Origin of the sequence: Cytobacillus firmus NBRC 15306 (assembly GCF_001591465.1) — a bacterium.
Classification (GTDB): Bacteria; Bacillota; Bacilli; order Bacillales; family Cytobacillaceae; genus Cytobacillus; species Cytobacillus firmus.
Map to the genome: position 1 here is coordinate 57342 of NZ_BCUY01000013.1, position 18636 is coordinate 75977.

17 protein-coding genes and 1 tRNA gene are annotated in these 18636 nt (G+C 43.2%); 1 reads left to right on the top strand and 17 read right to left on the bottom strand.

Features of this window, described 5'->3' with window-relative positions:
- Positions 1–12: 12 nt before the first annotated feature.
- From BFI01S_RS06155 to BFI01S_RS06175, 4 genes are all read right to left on the bottom strand, one after another.
- Positions 13–1035, bottom strand: a complete 1023-nt coding sequence (locus BFI01S_RS06155) for a sugar-binding transcriptional regulator (protein WP_061791835.1) — start codon at positions 1033–1035, stop codon at positions 13–15.
- A gap of 135 nt (positions 1036–1170) precedes the next feature.
- Positions 1171–1419 carry a glutaredoxin family protein gene (locus BFI01S_RS06160; protein WP_082804478.1) on the bottom strand — a complete coding sequence of 83 codons (249 nt, stop codon included), beginning with the start codon at positions 1417–1419 and terminating at the stop codon, positions 1171–1173.
- Positions 1420–1436: 17 nt separating this feature from the next.
- The gene (rpoN, locus tag BFI01S_RS06165; RefSeq protein ID WP_061791819.1) at positions 1437–2768 is read right to left on the bottom strand and encodes an RNA polymerase factor sigma-54; all 1332 of its coding nucleotides are present in this window, start codon (positions 2766–2768) and stop codon (positions 1437–1439) included.
- 353 nt (positions 2769–3121) lie between these two features.
- A tRNA-Arg gene (locus BFI01S_RS06175) sits at positions 3122–3193 on the bottom strand.
- A gap of 306 nt (positions 3194–3499) precedes the next feature.
- Here BFI01S_RS06175 and clpP point away from each other — a divergent pair.
- Entirely contained in the window at positions 3500–4105 is a 606-nt protein-coding gene (gene clpP / locus BFI01S_RS06180; protein WP_061791821.1) for an ATP-dependent Clp endopeptidase proteolytic subunit ClpP, read from the top strand.
- A 43-nt stretch (positions 4106–4148) separates the two neighbouring features.
- Here clpP and BFI01S_RS06185 read toward each other — a convergent pair whose 3' ends face one another.
- The 13 genes from BFI01S_RS06185 to BFI01S_RS06245 form a co-directional block, all read right to left on the bottom strand.
- Complete coding sequence (locus BFI01S_RS06185; protein WP_009331822.1) at positions 4149–4406, bottom strand: HPr family phosphocarrier protein; 258 nt, start codon at positions 4404–4406, stop codon at positions 4149–4151.
- 29 nt (positions 4407–4435) lie between these two features.
- A complete protein-coding gene (whiA, locus tag BFI01S_RS06190) occupies positions 4436–5386 on the bottom strand; it encodes a DNA-binding protein WhiA (RefSeq protein WP_035329289.1) in 951 nt (316 codons plus the stop codon).
- Between the two features lie 119 nt (positions 5387–5505).
- Complete coding sequence (gene mgfK, locus BFI01S_RS06195) at positions 5506–6483, bottom strand: gluconeogenesis morphogenetic factor MgfK (RefSeq protein WP_061791822.1); 978 nt, start codon at positions 6481–6483, stop codon at positions 5506–5508.
- A complete protein-coding gene (rapZ, locus tag BFI01S_RS06200; protein WP_048008412.1) occupies positions 6480–7373 on the bottom strand; it encodes an RNase adapter RapZ in 894 nt (297 codons plus the stop codon). Before rapZ ends, mgfK begins: the two co-directional genes overlap by 4 nt.
- 27 nt (positions 7374–7400) lie before the next feature.
- Complete coding sequence (locus BFI01S_RS06205) at positions 7401–7859, bottom strand: 8-oxo-dGTP diphosphatase (RefSeq protein WP_035329286.1); 459 nt, start codon at positions 7857–7859, stop codon at positions 7401–7403.
- Positions 7860–8204: 345 nt separating this feature from the next.
- Entirely contained in the window at positions 8205–9155 is a 951-nt protein-coding gene (gene trxB, locus BFI01S_RS06210) for a thioredoxin-disulfide reductase (RefSeq protein WP_061791823.1), read from the bottom strand.
- A gap of 127 nt (positions 9156–9282) precedes the next feature.
- Entirely contained in the window at positions 9283–10782 is a 1500-nt protein-coding gene (locus BFI01S_RS06215; RefSeq protein WP_061791824.1) for a tetratricopeptide repeat protein, read from the bottom strand.
- Between the two features lie 456 nt (positions 10783–11238).
- Positions 11239–12702, bottom strand: coding sequence for an alanine/glycine:cation symporter family protein (locus BFI01S_RS06220; RefSeq protein ID WP_061791825.1), 1464 nt, complete (start codon positions 12700–12702; stop codon positions 11239–11241).
- Positions 12703–12845: 143 nt separating this feature from the next.
- On the bottom strand, positions 12846–14348 hold the full coding sequence (locus tag BFI01S_RS06225; protein ID WP_061791826.1) for an aldehyde dehydrogenase family protein: 1503 nt from the start codon (positions 14346–14348) through the stop codon (positions 12846–12848).
- A 20-nt stretch (positions 14349–14368) separates the two neighbouring features.
- Complete coding sequence (dapA, locus tag BFI01S_RS06230) at positions 14369–15262, bottom strand: 4-hydroxy-tetrahydrodipicolinate synthase (RefSeq protein ID WP_061791827.1); 894 nt, start codon at positions 15260–15262, stop codon at positions 14369–14371.
- Between the two features lie 31 nt (positions 15263–15293).
- Positions 15294–16247, bottom strand: a complete 954-nt coding sequence (locus BFI01S_RS06235) for a proline racemase family protein (protein ID WP_061791828.1) — start codon at positions 16245–16247, stop codon at positions 15294–15296.
- Positions 16244–17281, bottom strand: a complete 1038-nt coding sequence (locus BFI01S_RS06240; protein ID WP_061791829.1) for a proline racemase family protein — start codon at positions 17279–17281, stop codon at positions 16244–16246. The genes BFI01S_RS06235 and BFI01S_RS06240 overlap by 4 nt, the downstream gene beginning before the upstream one ends.
- Positions 17281–18507 carry an NAD(P)/FAD-dependent oxidoreductase gene (locus BFI01S_RS06245; protein WP_061791830.1) on the bottom strand — a complete coding sequence of 409 codons (1227 nt, stop codon included), beginning with the start codon at positions 18505–18507 and terminating at the stop codon, positions 17281–17283. The genes BFI01S_RS06240 and BFI01S_RS06245 overlap by 1 nt, the downstream gene beginning before the upstream one ends.
- Between the last annotated feature and the right edge of the window lie 129 nt (positions 18508–18636).

An 18636-nucleotide genomic window follows, 5' to 3' on the forward strand; every position in this document is an offset into this window, starting at 1 on the left:
TTTGAAAAGGGATTACCCTTTTATCAACTGTTTTGCTGCACCTTCATCTGTCACTAAAATGGTAGAGGATGGTGCCCGTTTCATGTATGCAGCGATGGCCTTAGCCTTTGTGGAGCCGCCTGCCACTGCAACGACATGTTCAATTTCTGATAAGTCATCCAGCTGAAGGCCGATGGTCTGAACCTTATGTACAACCTCGCCGCCTTCGTTGAAGTAATAGCCAAATGATTCCCCTACAGCTTTGGCTTGCTTGATTTTAACTAAATCTTCTTCACTGGTTTTGCGGCGTTCCGCCATTGTTATAGCGTCCCCAATCCCGTGCAGAACCATGCTTGCCGATTTGATCTGGGTGATTACTTCTTTAATATTGGGTTCTTTAATAATGCTTTCATACATCTCCCTGCTTACCTGGTCCGGCACATACAGGACTCGGTGCCTGGAATCAGTATGGTCAGCCATTTTGGCACATATGGTGTTAGCCTGGTTTTTAACATCCTCGCCTATTCCGCCACGTGCCGGCACAAACAGCCAATCGCGTTCAGCAAGGTCAGGAGTTAGCATCTCCGCTACGGCTGCCATTGTGGACCCGCCGGTAACTGCGATGATATTTTTTCCTTTGAGCCTTGTTTTCATACACATGGCTGTGGCTCTGCCAAGCTCCTGCTTCACCCATGGAGATTCATCGCTGTTTCCGGAAACAATGATCGCCTGGCGAATGCCAAGCTTTCGGGATAATTCCTGCTCCATTACGGCTATACCCGAAATATCTCTCATTATTCCTTCAAGAGCTTCGAGTAATTCTTTGCCATCGGAAGAGAGACTCATTCCTGTACTTGAAATGCGGATCAGGTTCTGGTCTTTTAAAAATTCAACCTCACTTCTCAGCACTCTTTCCGTCAAACCCATACTGACTGCCAGGCTTCTTCTTCCAACCGGCTCCATCAGCCCTATGTAATGAAGAATCCCATAGCGCTTCTGCATAACCGCAAGCATATCAGGCAATAATCTTTTTTGAATATCTATTAGTGAGTACATCCGGAAAGCTCCTTCATCATATGTGGTCATTTTTTGTCCCGCATAGACATATTATGTCCCACTTACCGCAAAAAAAATCACCCTTGCTTCTCCTCAATAATAGCAAGAGTGAGTATTGAAATCAACTGATAAAACTCAGTTTTTTTCTGTAAGCGCTTCACTTACGGTAATGGGGTCAATATGCCCGAATTGCACTTCACGCCCATTAATTTCAACAACCGGAATCATGAGTCCGTACTTCTCAGTCAGGTCATCGCTCTCATCAATATCTTTCTCAATTAACTTAAATTCATATTCTTTCTTTAAATCCATTAATACACTCTTTGCTTTATCACACAGCGGGCATCTGCTGCGCGAGTAAAACACTAGCTCAGGCTGTTTCAATCAGCAAATCTCCTTTGTCAGTCATACCTTTTCCGTTTGGATGATGACGGGATGCCCAGCTGATCCCGATATTTCGCAATCGTCCTTCTGCTGACAACCATCCCCTCTTTTTCCTTCAGCAGCTTCACAAGCTCCTGATCGGATAAAGGCTTTTGTTTATTTTCTTTTTCTATCATTTTACCAATAATCGTCTTGACCTGCTGTGAAGACGTATTTTCATCAGAAGTCGTTTTGATCGTACTGGAGAAGAACGATCTCAGCTCATATGTCCCAAATGGCGTTTGCGCATATTTTTCCCTGACAGCCCTGCTTACTGTTGATTCATGAATGTCGAGTTCATCTGATATTTCCTTCATTGTCATCGGCTTCAGATATGCAGGCCCTTTAATGAAAAAGTCCTGCTGCTTTTCAACGATTTTAAGAGTCACATTTGCAAGTGTCTCTTTCCTCTGCTCAATGCTTCTTATAATCCATTGATAATCCTGCTGCTTTTCCTGCAGGAAGCGGCTGACATTTCGATCACCACTTGCCGAAAACTTTTTAAAATAAGGTTCATTAAAACTAATTTTAGGAAGCACTTCATCAAACACGCTGACGGAAAAAGAGCTGCCATCCCACTGAATAATCACGTCCGGTGTTATATAAGCGGATTTTTCACTTTGGAAGGATGAAGCCGGCCTTGGATTCAGGGTCTGAACAAGATCGAATACTGCCTGAATGTCTTTAAGCTCCACACCGAGCTGTTTTGCGATTTCCTTCCATTTCTTCTCGGCAAAAAGGGTAAAGTATTCATCTATAATGATTTCAGCCAGTTCATTTACTTCCGGCAATCTCTTGATCTGCAGGGACAGGCACTCCTGAAGATTCCTTGCGCCAACGCCAGCAGGCTCGAGTTCCTGAAGCTCTTCAAGCATCTGCTCTACTTTCTCAAGGGGCATCTTAAGAGCATCAGCTGACGCCTTTAGATCCGTCCGGAAGTAACCGTTTTCATCAAGGCTATCAATAAGATGCTCAATCACTTTTTGGTCATCCCTGTTTAATTTCAAATGAAGCTGCGATTTCAAATATTCATCAAGCAGCATGGTCTTTCCGCAGCCAATCTGCTCAATCCAATTTATTTTATCTTTTTCGGCTTTTATCCTTGTCGGTTTGACACGGTCATAACGGGGATCCATCGTCTGGACATGACCGGACTCTACTTTTAAAAGGGGATTTTCAAGCGCCTTGCTTTCCAGGAAAGCAGAAAGCTCCTGTGTGCTGTATTGCAGAAGGGCAATCGCCTGCGTCAGCTCCTGTGTCATTGTTAATTTCATTGTCTGCTGCTGCCATAACCCAGCTTTCAAATTCATCGTACATTCCCCCTGTCCCCATTTTACAATATTCACAGAAAATGTTGTATGGAAATATGCTGGCAATCCCCAATTGCACCGGCACTTCTTTCTGAATACTTCACAATATGCATGGCTGAGTGGGGAATATTCATTCTTTATGGTGAAACCTGCGGATTTTATGGATTTTTTTGAAATTAAGTCTTCTATTTAGGAAGTTTATTAGATTTATTTGCGGATCGAGGAATTTTATTTGCGGGAATGGTCCATTTACTTGCGGATAAACTTTTTTATATACGGATCGGCTGGATTCATCAGCGGAGAGCGTAAAAAGTAAAAACTCCCTGTCCATATCAGACAAGGAGTTTTGCTAGCGCCCTCGGCAGGAATCGAACCCACATCTTAAGAACCGGAATCTCACGTGCTATCCGTTGCACCACGAGGGCATGTGTTTTATTAACTGGCTGACCAGGCGCTCAACCGCTACGATAACTAATTATATGCTATGTTTAATCACTTTGCAAGCCTCCTTTTAGTTTTAAAAATCGGAACAATGGGTATCATGGAATGAGATAGAACATCACAGAAAAAAGTGTCGAACGAATCAGGGGCTATTTCCATGCGATTCGTTTGACCTTAATTGACCATCAGTGTATCATGAGAATACATAGGAGTTAAAAAATTTTCTTTACTTGGAAGAACATGCTTGTTCATCTTGTATGTTGACCTTATTTTGAAGGAGGAATTGGAAAATGAACTTAATCCCTACAGTTATTGAACAAACAAATCGCGGGGAGCGTGCTTATGATATTTACTCCCGCCTTTTAAAAGACCGCATCATTATGCTCGGAAGCGCAATTGATGATAATGTGGCAAACTCCATTGTTGCCCAGCTGTTATTCCTTGAAGCAGAAAACCCTGAAAAGGACATTTCCATTTACATTAATAGCCCTGGCGGAAGCATTACAGCTGGTATGGCTATTTATGATACGATGCAGTTCATCAAGCCTAAGGTACAAACCATTTGTATCGGTATGGCTGCATCCATGGGTGCATTCCTTCTTGCAGCAGGTGAAAAAGGAAAGCGTTTTGCTCTTCCAAACGCTGAAGTTATGATTCACCAGCCACTTGGCGGTGCACAGGGACAGGCGACTGAAATTGAAATCGCTGCAAAGCGCATCCTTTTCCTTCGCGAAAAATTAAACACGATCCTATCAGAGCGCACTGGACAGCCGCTTGAAGTCATTGCAAAAGACACAGACCGCGATAACTTCATGACAGCTGAAAGAGCTCTTGAATACGGTTTGGTTGACCAAATCATTACAAGAAACTCTTTGGATGAAAAGAAAGATAAATAATATGCATAAAAAAACAACTCGCATCTTCCCGATGCGAGTTGTTTTAGTTTTCCTTCTGAATATAGTTTGCAAGTGCTTCGAGAGCTTCGTTTTCGTCGTTCCCCTCAGCCTTCAGGGTAATGACTGATCCTGAGCTTACAGCCAGGCTCATTAGCCCCATAATGCTTTTCGCATTTACCTTCTTTCCATCCTTCTCCAGGAAAATATCGGATGAGAACCGATTGGCCTCTTGTACGAACAATGCCGCCGGACGGGCCTGCAATCCTGTCTTTAGCTTAACTTCTACCTGTTTTTCTGCCATTGTATATCTCCTCCCTGCTGATGCCTCTGTCAGTGAGCATCTATGGTGCTTCCTGCCCTGAGTTTCTCAGCGATTTCGTCTATTTTTCTTAATCTGTGATTAATGCCTGATTTGCTGATATTTCCGCCTGAGACCATTTCCCCAAGCTCCTTTAAGGTGACATCTTGGTATGCTACACGCAATTCGGCTATTTCTCTCAGTTTGTCAGGCAGAACCTGAAGTCCAACTGTCTGGTCAATAAACCGGATATTCTCCACTTGGCGCAAGGCAGCCCCGATTGTTTTGTTTAAGTTCGCTGTTTCACAATTCACGAGCCGATTGACCGAGTTTCTCATATCGCGGACAATCCGGATGTCTTCAAACCGGAGCAGTGATGCATGTGCTCCGATGATATTCAGGAATTCCGTTATTTTTTCGGCTTCCTTTAAATACGTGATATAGCCTTTTTTCCGTTCAAGCGTTTTGCTGTTCAGCCCGAACGTATTCATCAGTTCACAAAGGGAGTCGTTATGCTCCTTGTAAAGTGAAGCGATCTCCAGATGATAGGAGGAGGTTTCCGGATTATTAACCGATCCCCCGGCGAGGAATGCACCGCGCAGATAAGAACGCTTACAGCATTTCTTTTTTATGAGCTCTTTGGAGATATCGTGTGTAAATACGAATCCCTCACTTAAAATTTTCAGGTCATCAAGAATCATGCTGGCCTGTTCCGACAGCCTGACAATATATACATTGTTTTTTTTCAGCCGCATTTTTTTCCGGACCAGGAGCTCTACCTGAACGCTGTAATTCCTTTTAATCAGTGTGTAAATCCTTCTTGCAATGGCTGCATTCTCCGTCTGGATATCAACGATCAATTTCCGGCTGGAAAAAGAAAGTGAACCATTCATCCGGATCAAGGCGGACAATTCCGCTTTGCCGCAGCAGTCTTTTAATTCCAGGTTCGTCAATTCTTTTTTCGTTTCCGAAGCGAAAGACATCCCTTCACCCCCTATCTGTAAAAGTGCTTAGCCAGAGACATATAAAAAGATATTCTTCACTGAGCAAACGTATGCACAGTTTATTTTTTTACTGACAAAAGCCCTTTTACACCTTTATATTACGCGTTAAAACGCCTATTGGTTTCATGTAAAATTAAATTATAAAGCATTTGGGCAACCTCTTTTGTATCATGGCGTATGATCCCGCCTTCGTGGCTGACAATTTCACCGTGCATAATATTAAGGCCCAATTCGGCTAGAGCACCTGTATCATACACAACAGGCCTTGCCTTTTCCTCGCTGTACCGCTCCTGAATATGGGCAGGAATTTCTTCATTGTTTACCAGGATGGTATTAATAAAAGCACAGCTCATATGATCATAAAGTGCTTTTACATGGTCACTTGCTGTATAATCGAGCGTCTCGCCTGCCTGTGTCATTAAATTGCATATATAGACTTTTTTTGCTTTCGCTTGACAGACCTCACGGCCGAGCCTGGGAACAAGCAAGTTTGGAAGAATACTTGTATATAAACTTCCAGGCCCAATAATAATCATGTCAGCCTGTCTGATTGCCTGCAGTGATTCAGGCAGGGCTTTAATATTTTTAGGAGTTAAAAATACCCGCTTGATTTTTTTGCCGGAATAAGGAATCTTTGATTCTCCCGATACGATGGTCCCGTCTTCCATTTCAGCGTGAAGGACCACACTCTGGTTCGCAGCCGGCAGCACCTTTCCCCTTACATTTAACACCTTGCTCATTTCCTGAATCGCATGAACAAAATTTCCTGTAATCGAGGTCATTGCCGCGAGAATTAAATTGCCAAGTGAGTGCCCGGACAATTCATTGGATGTCGCAAAGCGGTGCTGGAACATCTCCTCAATGAGGGGCTCTACGTCTGAAAGAGCGGCCAGCACATTGCGGATGTCACCGGGCGGCGGGATATGAAGATCATTTCGCAATCTTCCTGAGCTGCCGCCATCATCGGCTACTGTCACAATGGCAGTAATATCAACAGGGTACTGCTTCAGTCCCCTTAAGAGGACAGGCAGCCCCGTTCCTCCGCCGATGATGACGATTCTTGGCTGTCGGTTCATTTGATGTTTTCCTTTCTCCTGTCGATGTCACGGTGGGTAATTGCCGTATTGTAATCCTTGCTGAAGTAGTCTGCAATATATTCCGTCAGCGCTACCGAACGGTGCTGGCCTCCCGTACAGCCAATTGCCACAACCAATTGAGCCTTCCCTTCCCGCTTATAATGCGGAAGCATAAAGCTCAGCAGCTCCGTAACCTTCTCAAGAAATTTACTGGTTTCAGTCCATTTCAGCACATAGCCCGATACCTCTTCGTCCAATCCTGTCTTCGGCCTCATATGCTCAATATAATGGGGATTCGGAAGGAACCGGACATCGAATACCAGGTCGGCATCAATGGGAATTCCATGCTTAAAGCCAAAGGACATGACGTTAACCGTAAATATGGTTTTTTTATTCAATGAGAATTCCGTAAGAATTTTCTCACGCAATTCCCTCGGTTTCATTTGTGACGTATTATAAATCAGCCGGGCCCTGCCTTTTAATTCCTCGAGCAGCTCCCGTTCAAGCTTGATGCCTTCAAGAGGCAATCCTGATGGTGCAAGGGGATGGAATCGTCTTGTTTCTTTATATCTTCTGACGAGTGTCGAATCATCGGCATCAAGATATAAAATCTGCGGAGTGACCCAGGATGTCTCGGACAATTCATCCAGCGCCTTAAACAGGTGGTCAAAAAACTCACGGCCGCGCAAATCCATCACCAATGCCACCTTATTCATTTTATTCCCGGATTCCTTCATAAGTTCAAGGAATTTAGGAAGCAGCGTCGGCGGCAAATTGTCTACACAGAAGAAGCCAAGATCTTCAAAGCTTTGGATGGCTACTGTTTTCCCTGCCCCTGACATTCCCGTAATAATCACCATTTGAGTATCATTAACTGCACCCGTACTCATTTTTGTTTCCCCCTGTATCTGTCAAATTCAGCTTGGATCCAGCCTGTAACTAAGCAATTCAAAATCCGGCGTATACGTAAATGTTCCATAAATCATTCCCTGGCCATGAATCATATACTCCAGAATATGCGAATCACCGGCAGCCATCGGCAGATTCTTTATCTCTGAAAACGGATGCCAGCGAAGCTTGCCTTCCTCTGATTCATCCAGGTTCAGCCCATCAGAAGCTGTAGCCAGAAAAGTAAACATCATCCACTCCTGTACAACCTTTTCGCCATCCTTCATGATGAACGTAAAAATGCCCTTAATATTCGGATTGCGCAGATAGATGCCTGTTTCTTCCCTGAACTCACGGATGCACGAGTCCCTCACTGATTCACCCGGCTCCATCTTTCCGCCCGGAGCCACCCACCAGCCTCTTCTCGGCTTTTGTAAAAGCAATACTTTATCGTCTTTCAGTAACACACAGTTCGTGACTCGCTGCAACACATTTCACCTCTAATTTCCAAAATCATGCCGCTGCCGCCTTTTTCATGTAATCGCTTAAGTAAAGGCTGGCTAACGTGCTTTTCTTATTCTTTTCATTATACTATTTTTGTCTTAGAGCCACAATGAATACAGATTTCTAAAAAACTTCTTCAAACCATACTTTATTTACGCAAAAAAAAGAGCACAGACATGTGCCTGTGCTGTAAAAAGGATTATATCTTTAAAAGGGGGTCAATTTCTATTCCTATACTACCCGAAATTTATTTCATCAAGGTTACAGGAGAATTAAAACCCCATGACTTTTTGTAAATCTTTTCAACCAGTGGCTATTTTTTCTAAAAATTATTTCTTCTCTTTCAGGCTTTCCATTAATTCTTCCACATAGTGCTGGGCGCTTTGGGCAGCGATGCTTCCATCACCTGTAGCTGTAACGATTTGGCGAAGAGATTTTTCGCGGATATCTCCTGCTGCAAAAATGCCTTCCACCTTTGTTTCCATTCTTTCGTTTGTTTCGATATAGCCATTGCTGTTCGTGATGCCAAGGCTTTCAAATGGCTTGGAAAGCGGAACCATGCCGATATAGATGAATACACCATCTGCCTTGAATTCTCTTTCTTCGCCTGTTTCAGCAGAAACAAGCGTTACGCTTCCTACTTTTCCGTCCTTATCATTAACTTCCTTCACTGTCGTGTTCCAGATGAAGTCAATTTTGTCATTGTCGAACGCACGCTGCTGCAGGATCGCCTGCGCACGAAGCTGGTCCCGTCTATGAACGATAGTCACTTTAGAGGCGAAACGCGTCAGATATACGCCTTCCTCAACAGCAGAGTCACCGCCGCCGACAACCACAAGCTCTTTGCCTTTAAAGAATGCTCCATCACAGACTGCACAATAGGATACGCCGCGTCCGCCAAGCTCTTTCTCACCAGGGATACCAAGCTTTTTGTACTCGGCACCAGTAGAAATAATGACTGAGCGTGTTTTATATTGTTTCGATCCGGCAACAACCGTTTTGTATTCTTCGCCGTCAATGATTTCTTTAATATCTCCATACGCATATTCAGCGCCAAACTTCTTCGCATGATCGAACATTTTGGTGGATAAATCCGGCCCTAAAATATGGCCAAAACCAGGATAGTTTTCCACTTCTTCTGTATTGGCCATTTGCCCGCCCGGAACACCGCGTTCGATCATTAGAGTAGACAAATTTGCACGAGATGTATATACAGCAGCAGTCATTCCTGCCGGTCCTGCGCCAGCGATAATGACATCATAAATTTTTTCTTCAGTCACAGCGATTCACTCCTTCAGTAATCAGAAATCCAGTAATTAATCAAACACTTTATAAGTACGCATATTATAGTATGACCTTCTTACTGTTATCCTATAAAATTGGCACGTGTTCCGTCCAAATATCTGCTCACTGAAGGCGGTCATTCACCGATTTTACATATTTGCCCATCGTCGAAGCGGAAATGCCGTATCTTCCTGCAATGTTTGACTGGGAAACCTTTTCGTTCCGAAGCTTATGCCAGACATACTCAATGGCTGCAGCCCAGGCATTTTTGTTTTTAATATTCTGCCGGTTATTTGTCAATTCTGCAAAAATAGTAAACCACATTAAATAAAGTCCGGCTTCCACCGTGCCGATCGGGTGGAAGTTTTCATAAAACAGCTGGGCTGTTTCGTGCGCAGCCTGAACCCGGGCAGGCGCTTCCTTCTCAGTTTTAACGAAAGAAAGGTACTCCTTCTCAACAGCTGAAAACTTATTGTTTTGTAAAATAGCTTCAGAGGTGAGAATTTCATCTCTTCTGCTGGATACGGATGTTAGGAAGAGGCCGAATAACCGCTCTTCAATATAGTCGCTTTCCAGCTTTTTCAATATGGAAGAGTAATGGTCTTCAAAGCCGCTGCTGGTTACTTTTTCATCATTCCAGGGCTCGAAGCCTTCTTTTTCCGGATTAATTTCAATTGCCTTCTTCCATGCTGATTTCGCCAGCTCTTCACGCCCTGTGAAATAGGCGGAATAGGATAGCCAGTAATAAAATGGTCCATCCCCTTCAAAGCCCTTCTTCTGAAGCTTGCGAAGCCATGCAAAGGAAGCCTCATATTCGCCGGTCAGAGCGAAAGTCGCACCCAGCTTGAATTGATGTTCAACCGAAAGCGGCTTAATCTTTTTCAGAGCTTCTTTTAACAAGCGCACCTGCCGGAAATCCCGCTCGTAAAAAGCAAAGACCAGCTTGTTGCAGAGCGCATGAAGATTACCCGGATTTTCTTCCAATACCTTCTCTAAAATATCTGACGCCTTTTGCACTTCTCCCAGGTAAAAATACGCCAGGGCCAAATTATTGTATGCGGACCAATACTCAGGATACTCATCAATAACAGAGTTCAGAATCTCAACCGCTTTTGGAAAATGGCCGGACTCCAGCAATTCCCGTGCATGTTCCTGCTTCGTAATCAAATCATCCTGCTCGTACAGCTCGTCATCCAGATCATCCGCTTCAAGCGTAAGAAGCTCCAGCAGATCCTCTGTATCTTCCGTAAACTCTCCGTCACGATCCATATCAAGATACGTATTGGCATGCGTGTAAGCATCTTTGAAAAGGCCCATATGAGCATAGTTGTTGGCAAGGAAATAATGGCATTCCGACATATCCTCATCAAGCTCTTCCAATATCATATGAAGCAGCTGATTCGACTCCTGATACTCACCCATTTCTGAATGAACAATCGCAAGCTGGCAGACAATCATCGGTTCACCCGGCTCAAGCTGCATAGCCCGCATTAAATATTTCTTCGCTTTATGAAAATCCCTGCGGTGGTACGCCTTAATCCCTTTGGAAAAGTAGTACTCACCATTCGGGATAAATGACAGTAACTTTCCCTTTTGGTGTCTAGCTTTAGAGTCTTTACTCATGAAATCCTCCATAAATGTTAGTAACTAAAGTAGTATATCACACGAACAAGCCTATGGAGAAGGGAAGAAATCACAATACTATTTTTAAGCGGGATTTTTTATTGGAAATCTTATCACGGTTATGTTTATTGCGTTGATTTAGCGGTGATGGTGTTTAAGTCGGAGATTAAGCGGCAGTTTGGCTGAGGAAATCTATTAATCGTCTGGATATAATGAGGAGACCTCTTTTGATATTTTATAGAAGTATAAGATGTCAGCTTTCTTGAAAATATTTTATGTATCATCTTTAGTAAGTGAGGATTGGAATCCAGCTGCTGAAATAAACATGGTGACAGCCTGGAGGACTGGCGTTTCCCAACTTGGGCTCCAGCAGTAAGCAGTGAGTCTGCCACCACGTGCAATAAGAATTTTGGAATTAAAAATGGAATGTGTTCTTTGTTTCCTGCTGTATTTCTCTTATATTGCCTTCTTGCCTTTTGAATTCCTTTCTTTCGCTTTCTCCTCCCAGAAATCTGCACCTTTAATGCCAAGTTTAACAGGATCGAAGACGGGTTCAATGCCTGCTTTCCTCTGTTTTTCATAATCTTTAAATACTTTTAAAGCTGTTTTAGTCAGGAATAGAATAGCGACTAAGTTAAGCCAGGCCATGCTTCCGAATCCAAAGTCTCCGAGCGCCCATAATAGGGATGCATTTTCGACACTTCCCAAGTAGATCATTCCTAAGAAAACAATCATCAAGCCCGCTTTAAGCCCTTTTAGCCTTCTCTTTCTGCCAAGGTAAACAAGGGTTGTTTCAGAAATATAGTAGTAAGCCATCAGAGTTGTAAAGGCAAAGAAGAAGATAGCAATTGCAACAAACAAACCGCCAAATCCAGGGATAACGCTCTCAACGGCCGCCTGTGTCCACATTGGTCCAGCTTCTACACCCTGGATATTTTCAACAATCGGCTGCTTTCCTTCAGGTGTAACGCTGTACATGCCTGTAATTAAAATCATAAGTGCAGTAGCTGTACAAACAATGATGGTATCAATATAAACAGAGAACGCTTGAACAAGACCTTGTTTTGCCGGATGGGATACATCTGCTGCGGCTGAACTATAAGTTCCTTCCCCTACACCAGCAACGTTAGAGAATACGGCTCTCTTAACGCCCCATGCAATCGCTGCACCGATAATACCGCCGAACATTTCGTTTGCACCAAATGCACTCGAAATAATCAGCCAGAGCATTGCTGGAATTTCTGCTGCATTTGCAAATAAAAGAACGAAGGTGATAACCACATACCCTAAGGCCATAAAAGGGACAACTTTTTCCGCAACATTGGCAATTCGCTTAACGCCGCCAAAAATAATGATGCCAAGTAATACAACAAGAATGATTCCAGTGATGCTTTTATTGAGACCAATGGTATTTTCAAATCCAACAGCAATCGTATTGGCCTGAATACCTGGAACTAAAATTCCGTAGCAGAGGGTAACAACAATCGCCACAAACACTGCGAACCATTTCATATTTAAACCTTTTTCAATAAAATAAGGAGTTCCGCCCCGGTATTGATTACCATCTGTTACTTTATAGATCTGAGCAAGAGTGGATTCAATAAAGGCACTTGCTCCTCCTAATAAAGCCATAATCCACATCCAGAAAATCGCTCCCGGACCGCCAAATGCAATTGCAGTAGCAACCCCAGCGATGTTTCCAATACCGACACGGCCGGCTAAAGCCATTGAAAACGCCTGGAAAGAGGACACACCGGATTCTGGGGTACCCTTTTCAAAAAGAAGTTTAATCATTTCCTTAAAATATCTAAATTGCACAAAGCGTGTCATAATGGAAAAGAACAATCCAGCACCAAGCGCGAACGCTACCAATCCAAGACTCCAAACCATCCCCGACGCTTTATTCACTAATTCTTCCATCTTATCCCACCTTTTTATACTTTAACTAGATAGTTCCATCTCTTTCAATCTGTAAATTATTAATATTCAGATAAATCCAGGCGGAATGGGACAAAGCGCTGTCCCACTCCCATCAATCCGTGCAAAGTTTGTCCCATTGGTCCTTATAAAAACTCATCATGCTTGATGTTAACAAATACACTTTTTACTTCCGTATAGTTTTGCAGGCCATACTCCCCACCCATTTCGCGGCCTATTCCTGATTGTTTGTAGCCGCCGAAAGGCATTGTTTCCCATTCAAGTCCAAAATCATTAATCCAGACTGTACCTGATTGCAGCTTGCTTGCAATGTAATGACCCTTTTTCATACTTTCTGTCCAGACACTTGCAGCTAAACCATAGTCACTATCGTTCGCCCGTTTAATGACCTCATCAATCGTATCGAAAACGAAAATGGACATGACCGGACCAAAGATTTCTTCACGTGCAATAACCATATGATCTTGTACGTCAGCAAAAATGGTTGGCTGTACAAAATATCCTTTTTCAAATCCTTTATTCCCGCCTGTCACGAGTCGCGCCCCTTCTTCCTTCCCTTGTTCTATATAATTAAGAACAGTTTGATGCTGTTTGGCTGACACAAGCGGGCCCATTTCCGTTTCGGGGTTCATTCCATCACCCAGCTTCACTGCTTTCGCCCGTTCTGCTAAGGCTTTTACTACATGATCATATATGTTTCTCTGGACAAATACACGAGTACAGGCACTGCAGTTTTGCCCATGATTGTACATCGTTCCGTTAAATACCCCTTCAATTGCTTCCTCAAGATTAGCATCTTCTAAAACAATGGCTGGCGATTTTCCGCCAAGCTCCAGCGTAACACCTTTAATTTGATCTGCAGCTTTTTTCATTACTTCTTTTCCGACAGCCGTTGATCCTGTGAATGCTATCTTATCGACATCTTTATGTGCAGTAATCGCTTCTCCCGCAATCCTGCCCGTTCCCGGCACAATATTCACAACACCATCCGGGAACCCTGCTTCTTTAAATAGCTTACCTGCGTAGAGAAGAGATAATGGTGTCTCAGTTGCCGGTTTAATCACAACCGTACATCCGACTGCAAGTGCAGCTCCGAGCTTCCAGGCAGCCATGGCGAGCGGGAAGTTCCATGGAATAATTTGGCCTACAACCCCAACCGGTTCGTGTACCGTATAGGTTACATAATTCTTTGAAACCTGAGTTGTCTTGCCAAATATTTTTGTGGCCCAGCCTGCGTAATATCTAAAATGCTGGATTGTTCCGTCAACATCATCTGCCAAAGCGACCCTGCAGGGCTTTCCGTTATCCAATGATTCCAGTTGAGCGAGTTCTTCCCGATTTTCTTCTAAGAGATCCGCAAATTTATAGATTAGATGAGAGCGTTCTGCGGCATCCATCTTTGTCCATTCGCTTTCATCAAATGCTTTCCTTGCAGCAGCTACCGCAGCGTTAATATCATCCTCTTGCGCTTCACTTACTTCCGCAATGACCTCTTCGTTTGCCGGATTAACGACGGGAAACGTTTTACCGCTAAGCGCCGGTACATAGCTGCCGTTAATGTATAATCCTTTCACACCTTCCAGGAATTCTTGAACTTTTGGTTTCAGATTGTAATTTGTCGCTTGCATGTTCTCACTCCTTCACTATTTTAGTTTTTTACTGTCTCTAAACTTGCAAGCAGGTCTTTTAGCTTTTGATCTTCCTCCGGTGATAGGCCTAAACGAGGGTACCGCGCAGGCCCGCCAGCCTGGCCAGTCAATTCCATGGCTCTCTTCACAATTTGCACATACTTTCCAGATCCTTCAAGGAACGCGCACAGTGGTAAAATACGATCATTGATGGACCAAGCTTCTTCAAACTCACCTTTTTGGAAGTGGTTATACATATCTGTAACCAGCTTTGGCACGATATTTCCTGCAACAGAAATCCACCCAGTTGCTCCAACCAAGTAGGACTCCATTACAAGCTCTTCAGCACCGCAGAATACTTCAAAATCTCCTTTGCCTTTTCTTGCAAGATCTCTCACCTTGCTGATTTCACCGCTTGATTCTTTAATGTGAGTCACATTTTCGCAATCCTTGCCAATTTGAAGCATTAAATCTGTGCTCATATTTACACCGGAAGTAAATGGGTTGTTATAAAGCATGATTGGAAGATTGACACTGCTGGATATCTCTTTAAAATGATGGTAAATTTCATTTTCCTTTGGCTTCATGTAAAAAGGGTTAATGATTAAAGCAGCATCAGCTCCATGTACTTCAGCTTGCTTTGTATACTCAATTGTTTCCCTTGTTGTTTCCGCAGCAGTACCCACGATAACAGGGATGCGGCCGCCGGCTTCCTTCATAACCGTTTCTACCATCTGGTATTTTTCTTCTCTTGACAGACTGACAAATTCACCAGTACTACCATTGATGACGATACCTGCCACACCTTGATCAACAAAGTAATTGACATTATTCTTTACTCCGCCCCAATCAATTTCCTGCTCCTGTGTCATTGGTGTAATTAATACTGGATAAGCTCCTCTAATTGCAGTCATTTTAATTTTCCTCCCTATTTTTAATAGTTTCTTATTTTAATAAAAACCCTGCGAATAATGGATCTGCCGGGTCTAATACATATGTCTGCATACCCGTAATAAATCCGCGGGCTGAAAAACTAAACTCGTAACCTGCTTCAAATTGTGCTGAAAGCTCGGCTGTCAATTTGCCGTTGAAAATGCTTTCATTTTCAATTGGGCTATCAGGAGGTATATCCTCATTTTCTATTAGATAGCTGCAACAGGCAGCTAGAGTTCCAAATCCTGGAGAACGCACAATATAACAATCCGGACGGAAGGTTACCGTTTTGATTTTGCCTTCATTTTTTTGCGAATGATCCATCAAGATCACTCTGCTGAAGGCATGTTTGCCTTCCAAGGCTTCAATCGCCTTCTGCCCCCATTGATTTATGACTGGAAGGTCCTCCATCTCAATCTCAAAAGGCAGCTCTGCTTTATCAAAAATCGCATAAAGATGATCGGCTTGGACTAGAGATACTTCTGTCTTTAAATCTAAATTAGACACTGGCACATTGGTTTGCACAACCTGGCATGGCTCGTTTTTTAATTTAACTAATTTCACTTCATCATCTTTCATCGTTGCAGCGACACCAATAACACCGCTGATTGTTTCAAGTATGTATTCACCTGAAGACTTGGCCTTTAGCTGGCCACACTCTAATAATGCGGTTATGACAGCAGCGATTCCGCCATATTGCAGCGGAACGGTTCCGTTATGGTCGAAAAAAATAACAGCTGCATCGGCTTCGCTTTTAAAAGGCGGAACGACCAGACAACCCATTAGTCCAGCAAATCCGCGGGGCTCATTTAAAAGAAAATTAATTTCCTCCTCATAGGCAAGCGAAAATTGCTCATTCAGCTCCTGTATACTTGTATAATGAATAAGTGGGCCATCCTTAATAATTCGATATGCCTCACCTGCTACGTGTACATCAGTTGCTGTGTAAGACTTTTGAATTTTCATTTCACATCCTCCATTTCATGTTCCATTGGGGGAATAAGTAAAAAGCCCTCTTTAAGCGGGTCTTCCTCGTTATAAAAGAACCGGTGCATTCCCATTAGCCAGGCTGAACCTGTGATTCTTGTAATAACAGCCTCTACACCCTGAACATCTGCTATTTCAAGGATTTCTCCGCGGAATAAAGAGCCAACTATACTCTCATGTACAAATTCTTCTTTGATACCTATCTCCTTTTTGGAATAGAGGACAGATAATTTAGCCGAAGTGCCTGTACCGCATGGGGAACGATCGATCCCGCCTGGAGGCACAACAACCGTATTTTTCACATCTGCTTCTTCATGGGCTGGCTCAGTGAAAAACTCAATATGGGTCAGGCTGCGAATAAATGGATATTGCGGATGAACGACATCCGTTTTTGCGTTAATTGTATTTCTAATTTTGATAGCCTTTTCAATGATTTTTGAGGCATTCTCCGGTGTCAGTTCTAATCCAACAGATTGGGCATCAATGATTCCATAGAAGTTGCCTCCATAAGCAATATCTGCCTCAACAATTCCAATTCCCTCAACATCGACAGAGACACTCTTTAGCAGGAAGGCCGGGACATTGCAGAAGGAAACCTCTTTTGCTTTTCCGTTCTCTACCTTAATCTCTGCCTTAACAAGGCCGGCTGGTGTATCCATTTTTATCGAAGTAACTGGTTCTTGAACAGGTATTAACCCCGCTTCAACCAAAGCTGTACAAACACCGATTGTGTCATGTCCGCACATTGGCAAATAGCCGCCGGTTTCGATATATATAACACCGATATCTGCTTCCGGATGACATGGATCTGTCAAAAGTACTCCTGACATGACGTCATGTCCTCTTGGTTCATTCATCAGGAGCTTGCGGATCCAGTCATATTCCTTTTGCATATGAAGCATTTTTTCGGACATTGTCGCTCCTTTTAGCTCTGGGAGTCCGCTAATCAATGTCCTTGTCGGATTCCCGCCCGTGTGTGTATCAATGGTCGTAAAAACTCGATTTGCTTTCATCAGGTACTCACCCTTTCCTTAAATCGAGAAAATTTCAGCGGTTCAATTGGGATGCAAGTTTCCTTTTCATTAAGCATTTCCTCTATTACTTTTCCAGTAACAGCTGCAAGGCTAATTCCGTCTCCCTCATGTCCGGCTGCAATATAATAGTTTGGAATTCCCTCTACTTCTGACACAATTGGCAAGTGATCCTCCGTCCAGGGCCGCAAACCAGCATAGGAACGTATGATCATCATGTCAGCCATTTTCGGATAAAATCGAATAGCCCGATTGGCAATGCATTTAATAATTTCATTGTTGATCTTTGTATTAAATCCAACAAATTCCCGGCTGCTTCCAATCAGGAAGTTTTGACTTTCAGTTGGTTCAAAAACAAGGGCTACTCCGTATTTTTCAGTAATCGGGTCAACCTGCCGCCTGCCGCCAAATTTTGATATTAAGTAGCCAAATTCCATCACTTTTCTCGGTCCTACAAATTCCTGGCGTGATGCGACAATGATGTGGCCTTTTCTTGGTTTAATTGGAATAGACAAGTCCAGCATCTCTCCGATATATGGAGCCCATACACCTGCAGCATTAATGACATAGTTGGCGGTGAAAGTGCCATTAGTTGTATCAACGGTAAATATACCGTCCGGCTCCCTTCTCATTCCGGTAACCTCAGTTTGTTTATGGGCCTTAGCGCCCATCTCCTTTGCCCCCTCAAGAAGGTTAAAGGCAAGAAGGTATGGATTAACAGTTGAATCTGTTGCACATTCTAAGCCGCCTAATAAATCATCAGCAAAATACTTTGAATCCTGGCGAATGTCCTGTCTGTCCAGCATCCTGAACGGCAAGCCGGCCTCCTTTTGCCGGTCAACCCACTTTTGTGCGGCTTCCATTTCTTCTTCTGTCTCACAGACAAGGATGCTTCCAGGTGCACGATATTCAAAAGGCTGCTTCAAATCTCTGCTTAATTCATCCACTAACTTCTGACTGACAAGTGACATTTGACTATCAAAGCCAGGATCTTTATCGATAGCTAAAATATTCCCGTCACAGCGGGATGACGTGCCACTGACAAATTCACCTTTTTCAATAACGGTTACATTTCTTCCTGATTTAGAAGTATAATAGGCGATTGCACAGCCTATTATTCCCCCGCCTATAACCAGAACGTCACAATGATTTCTCACAAAACCAACTTCCCTTCGTCTTGTTACATCATCTTTTAATGCAAATAACATGCCAACTCTTTATAACCTTACTCAAAAGTAAGAACCTTCTAATAATTATCCTTTTAGCCCAAACTGAGATTTTTTTGTTTCTTAATTGTCAAAAAATTTGGTAAAATAGTGTATAAAACATTAAACAGT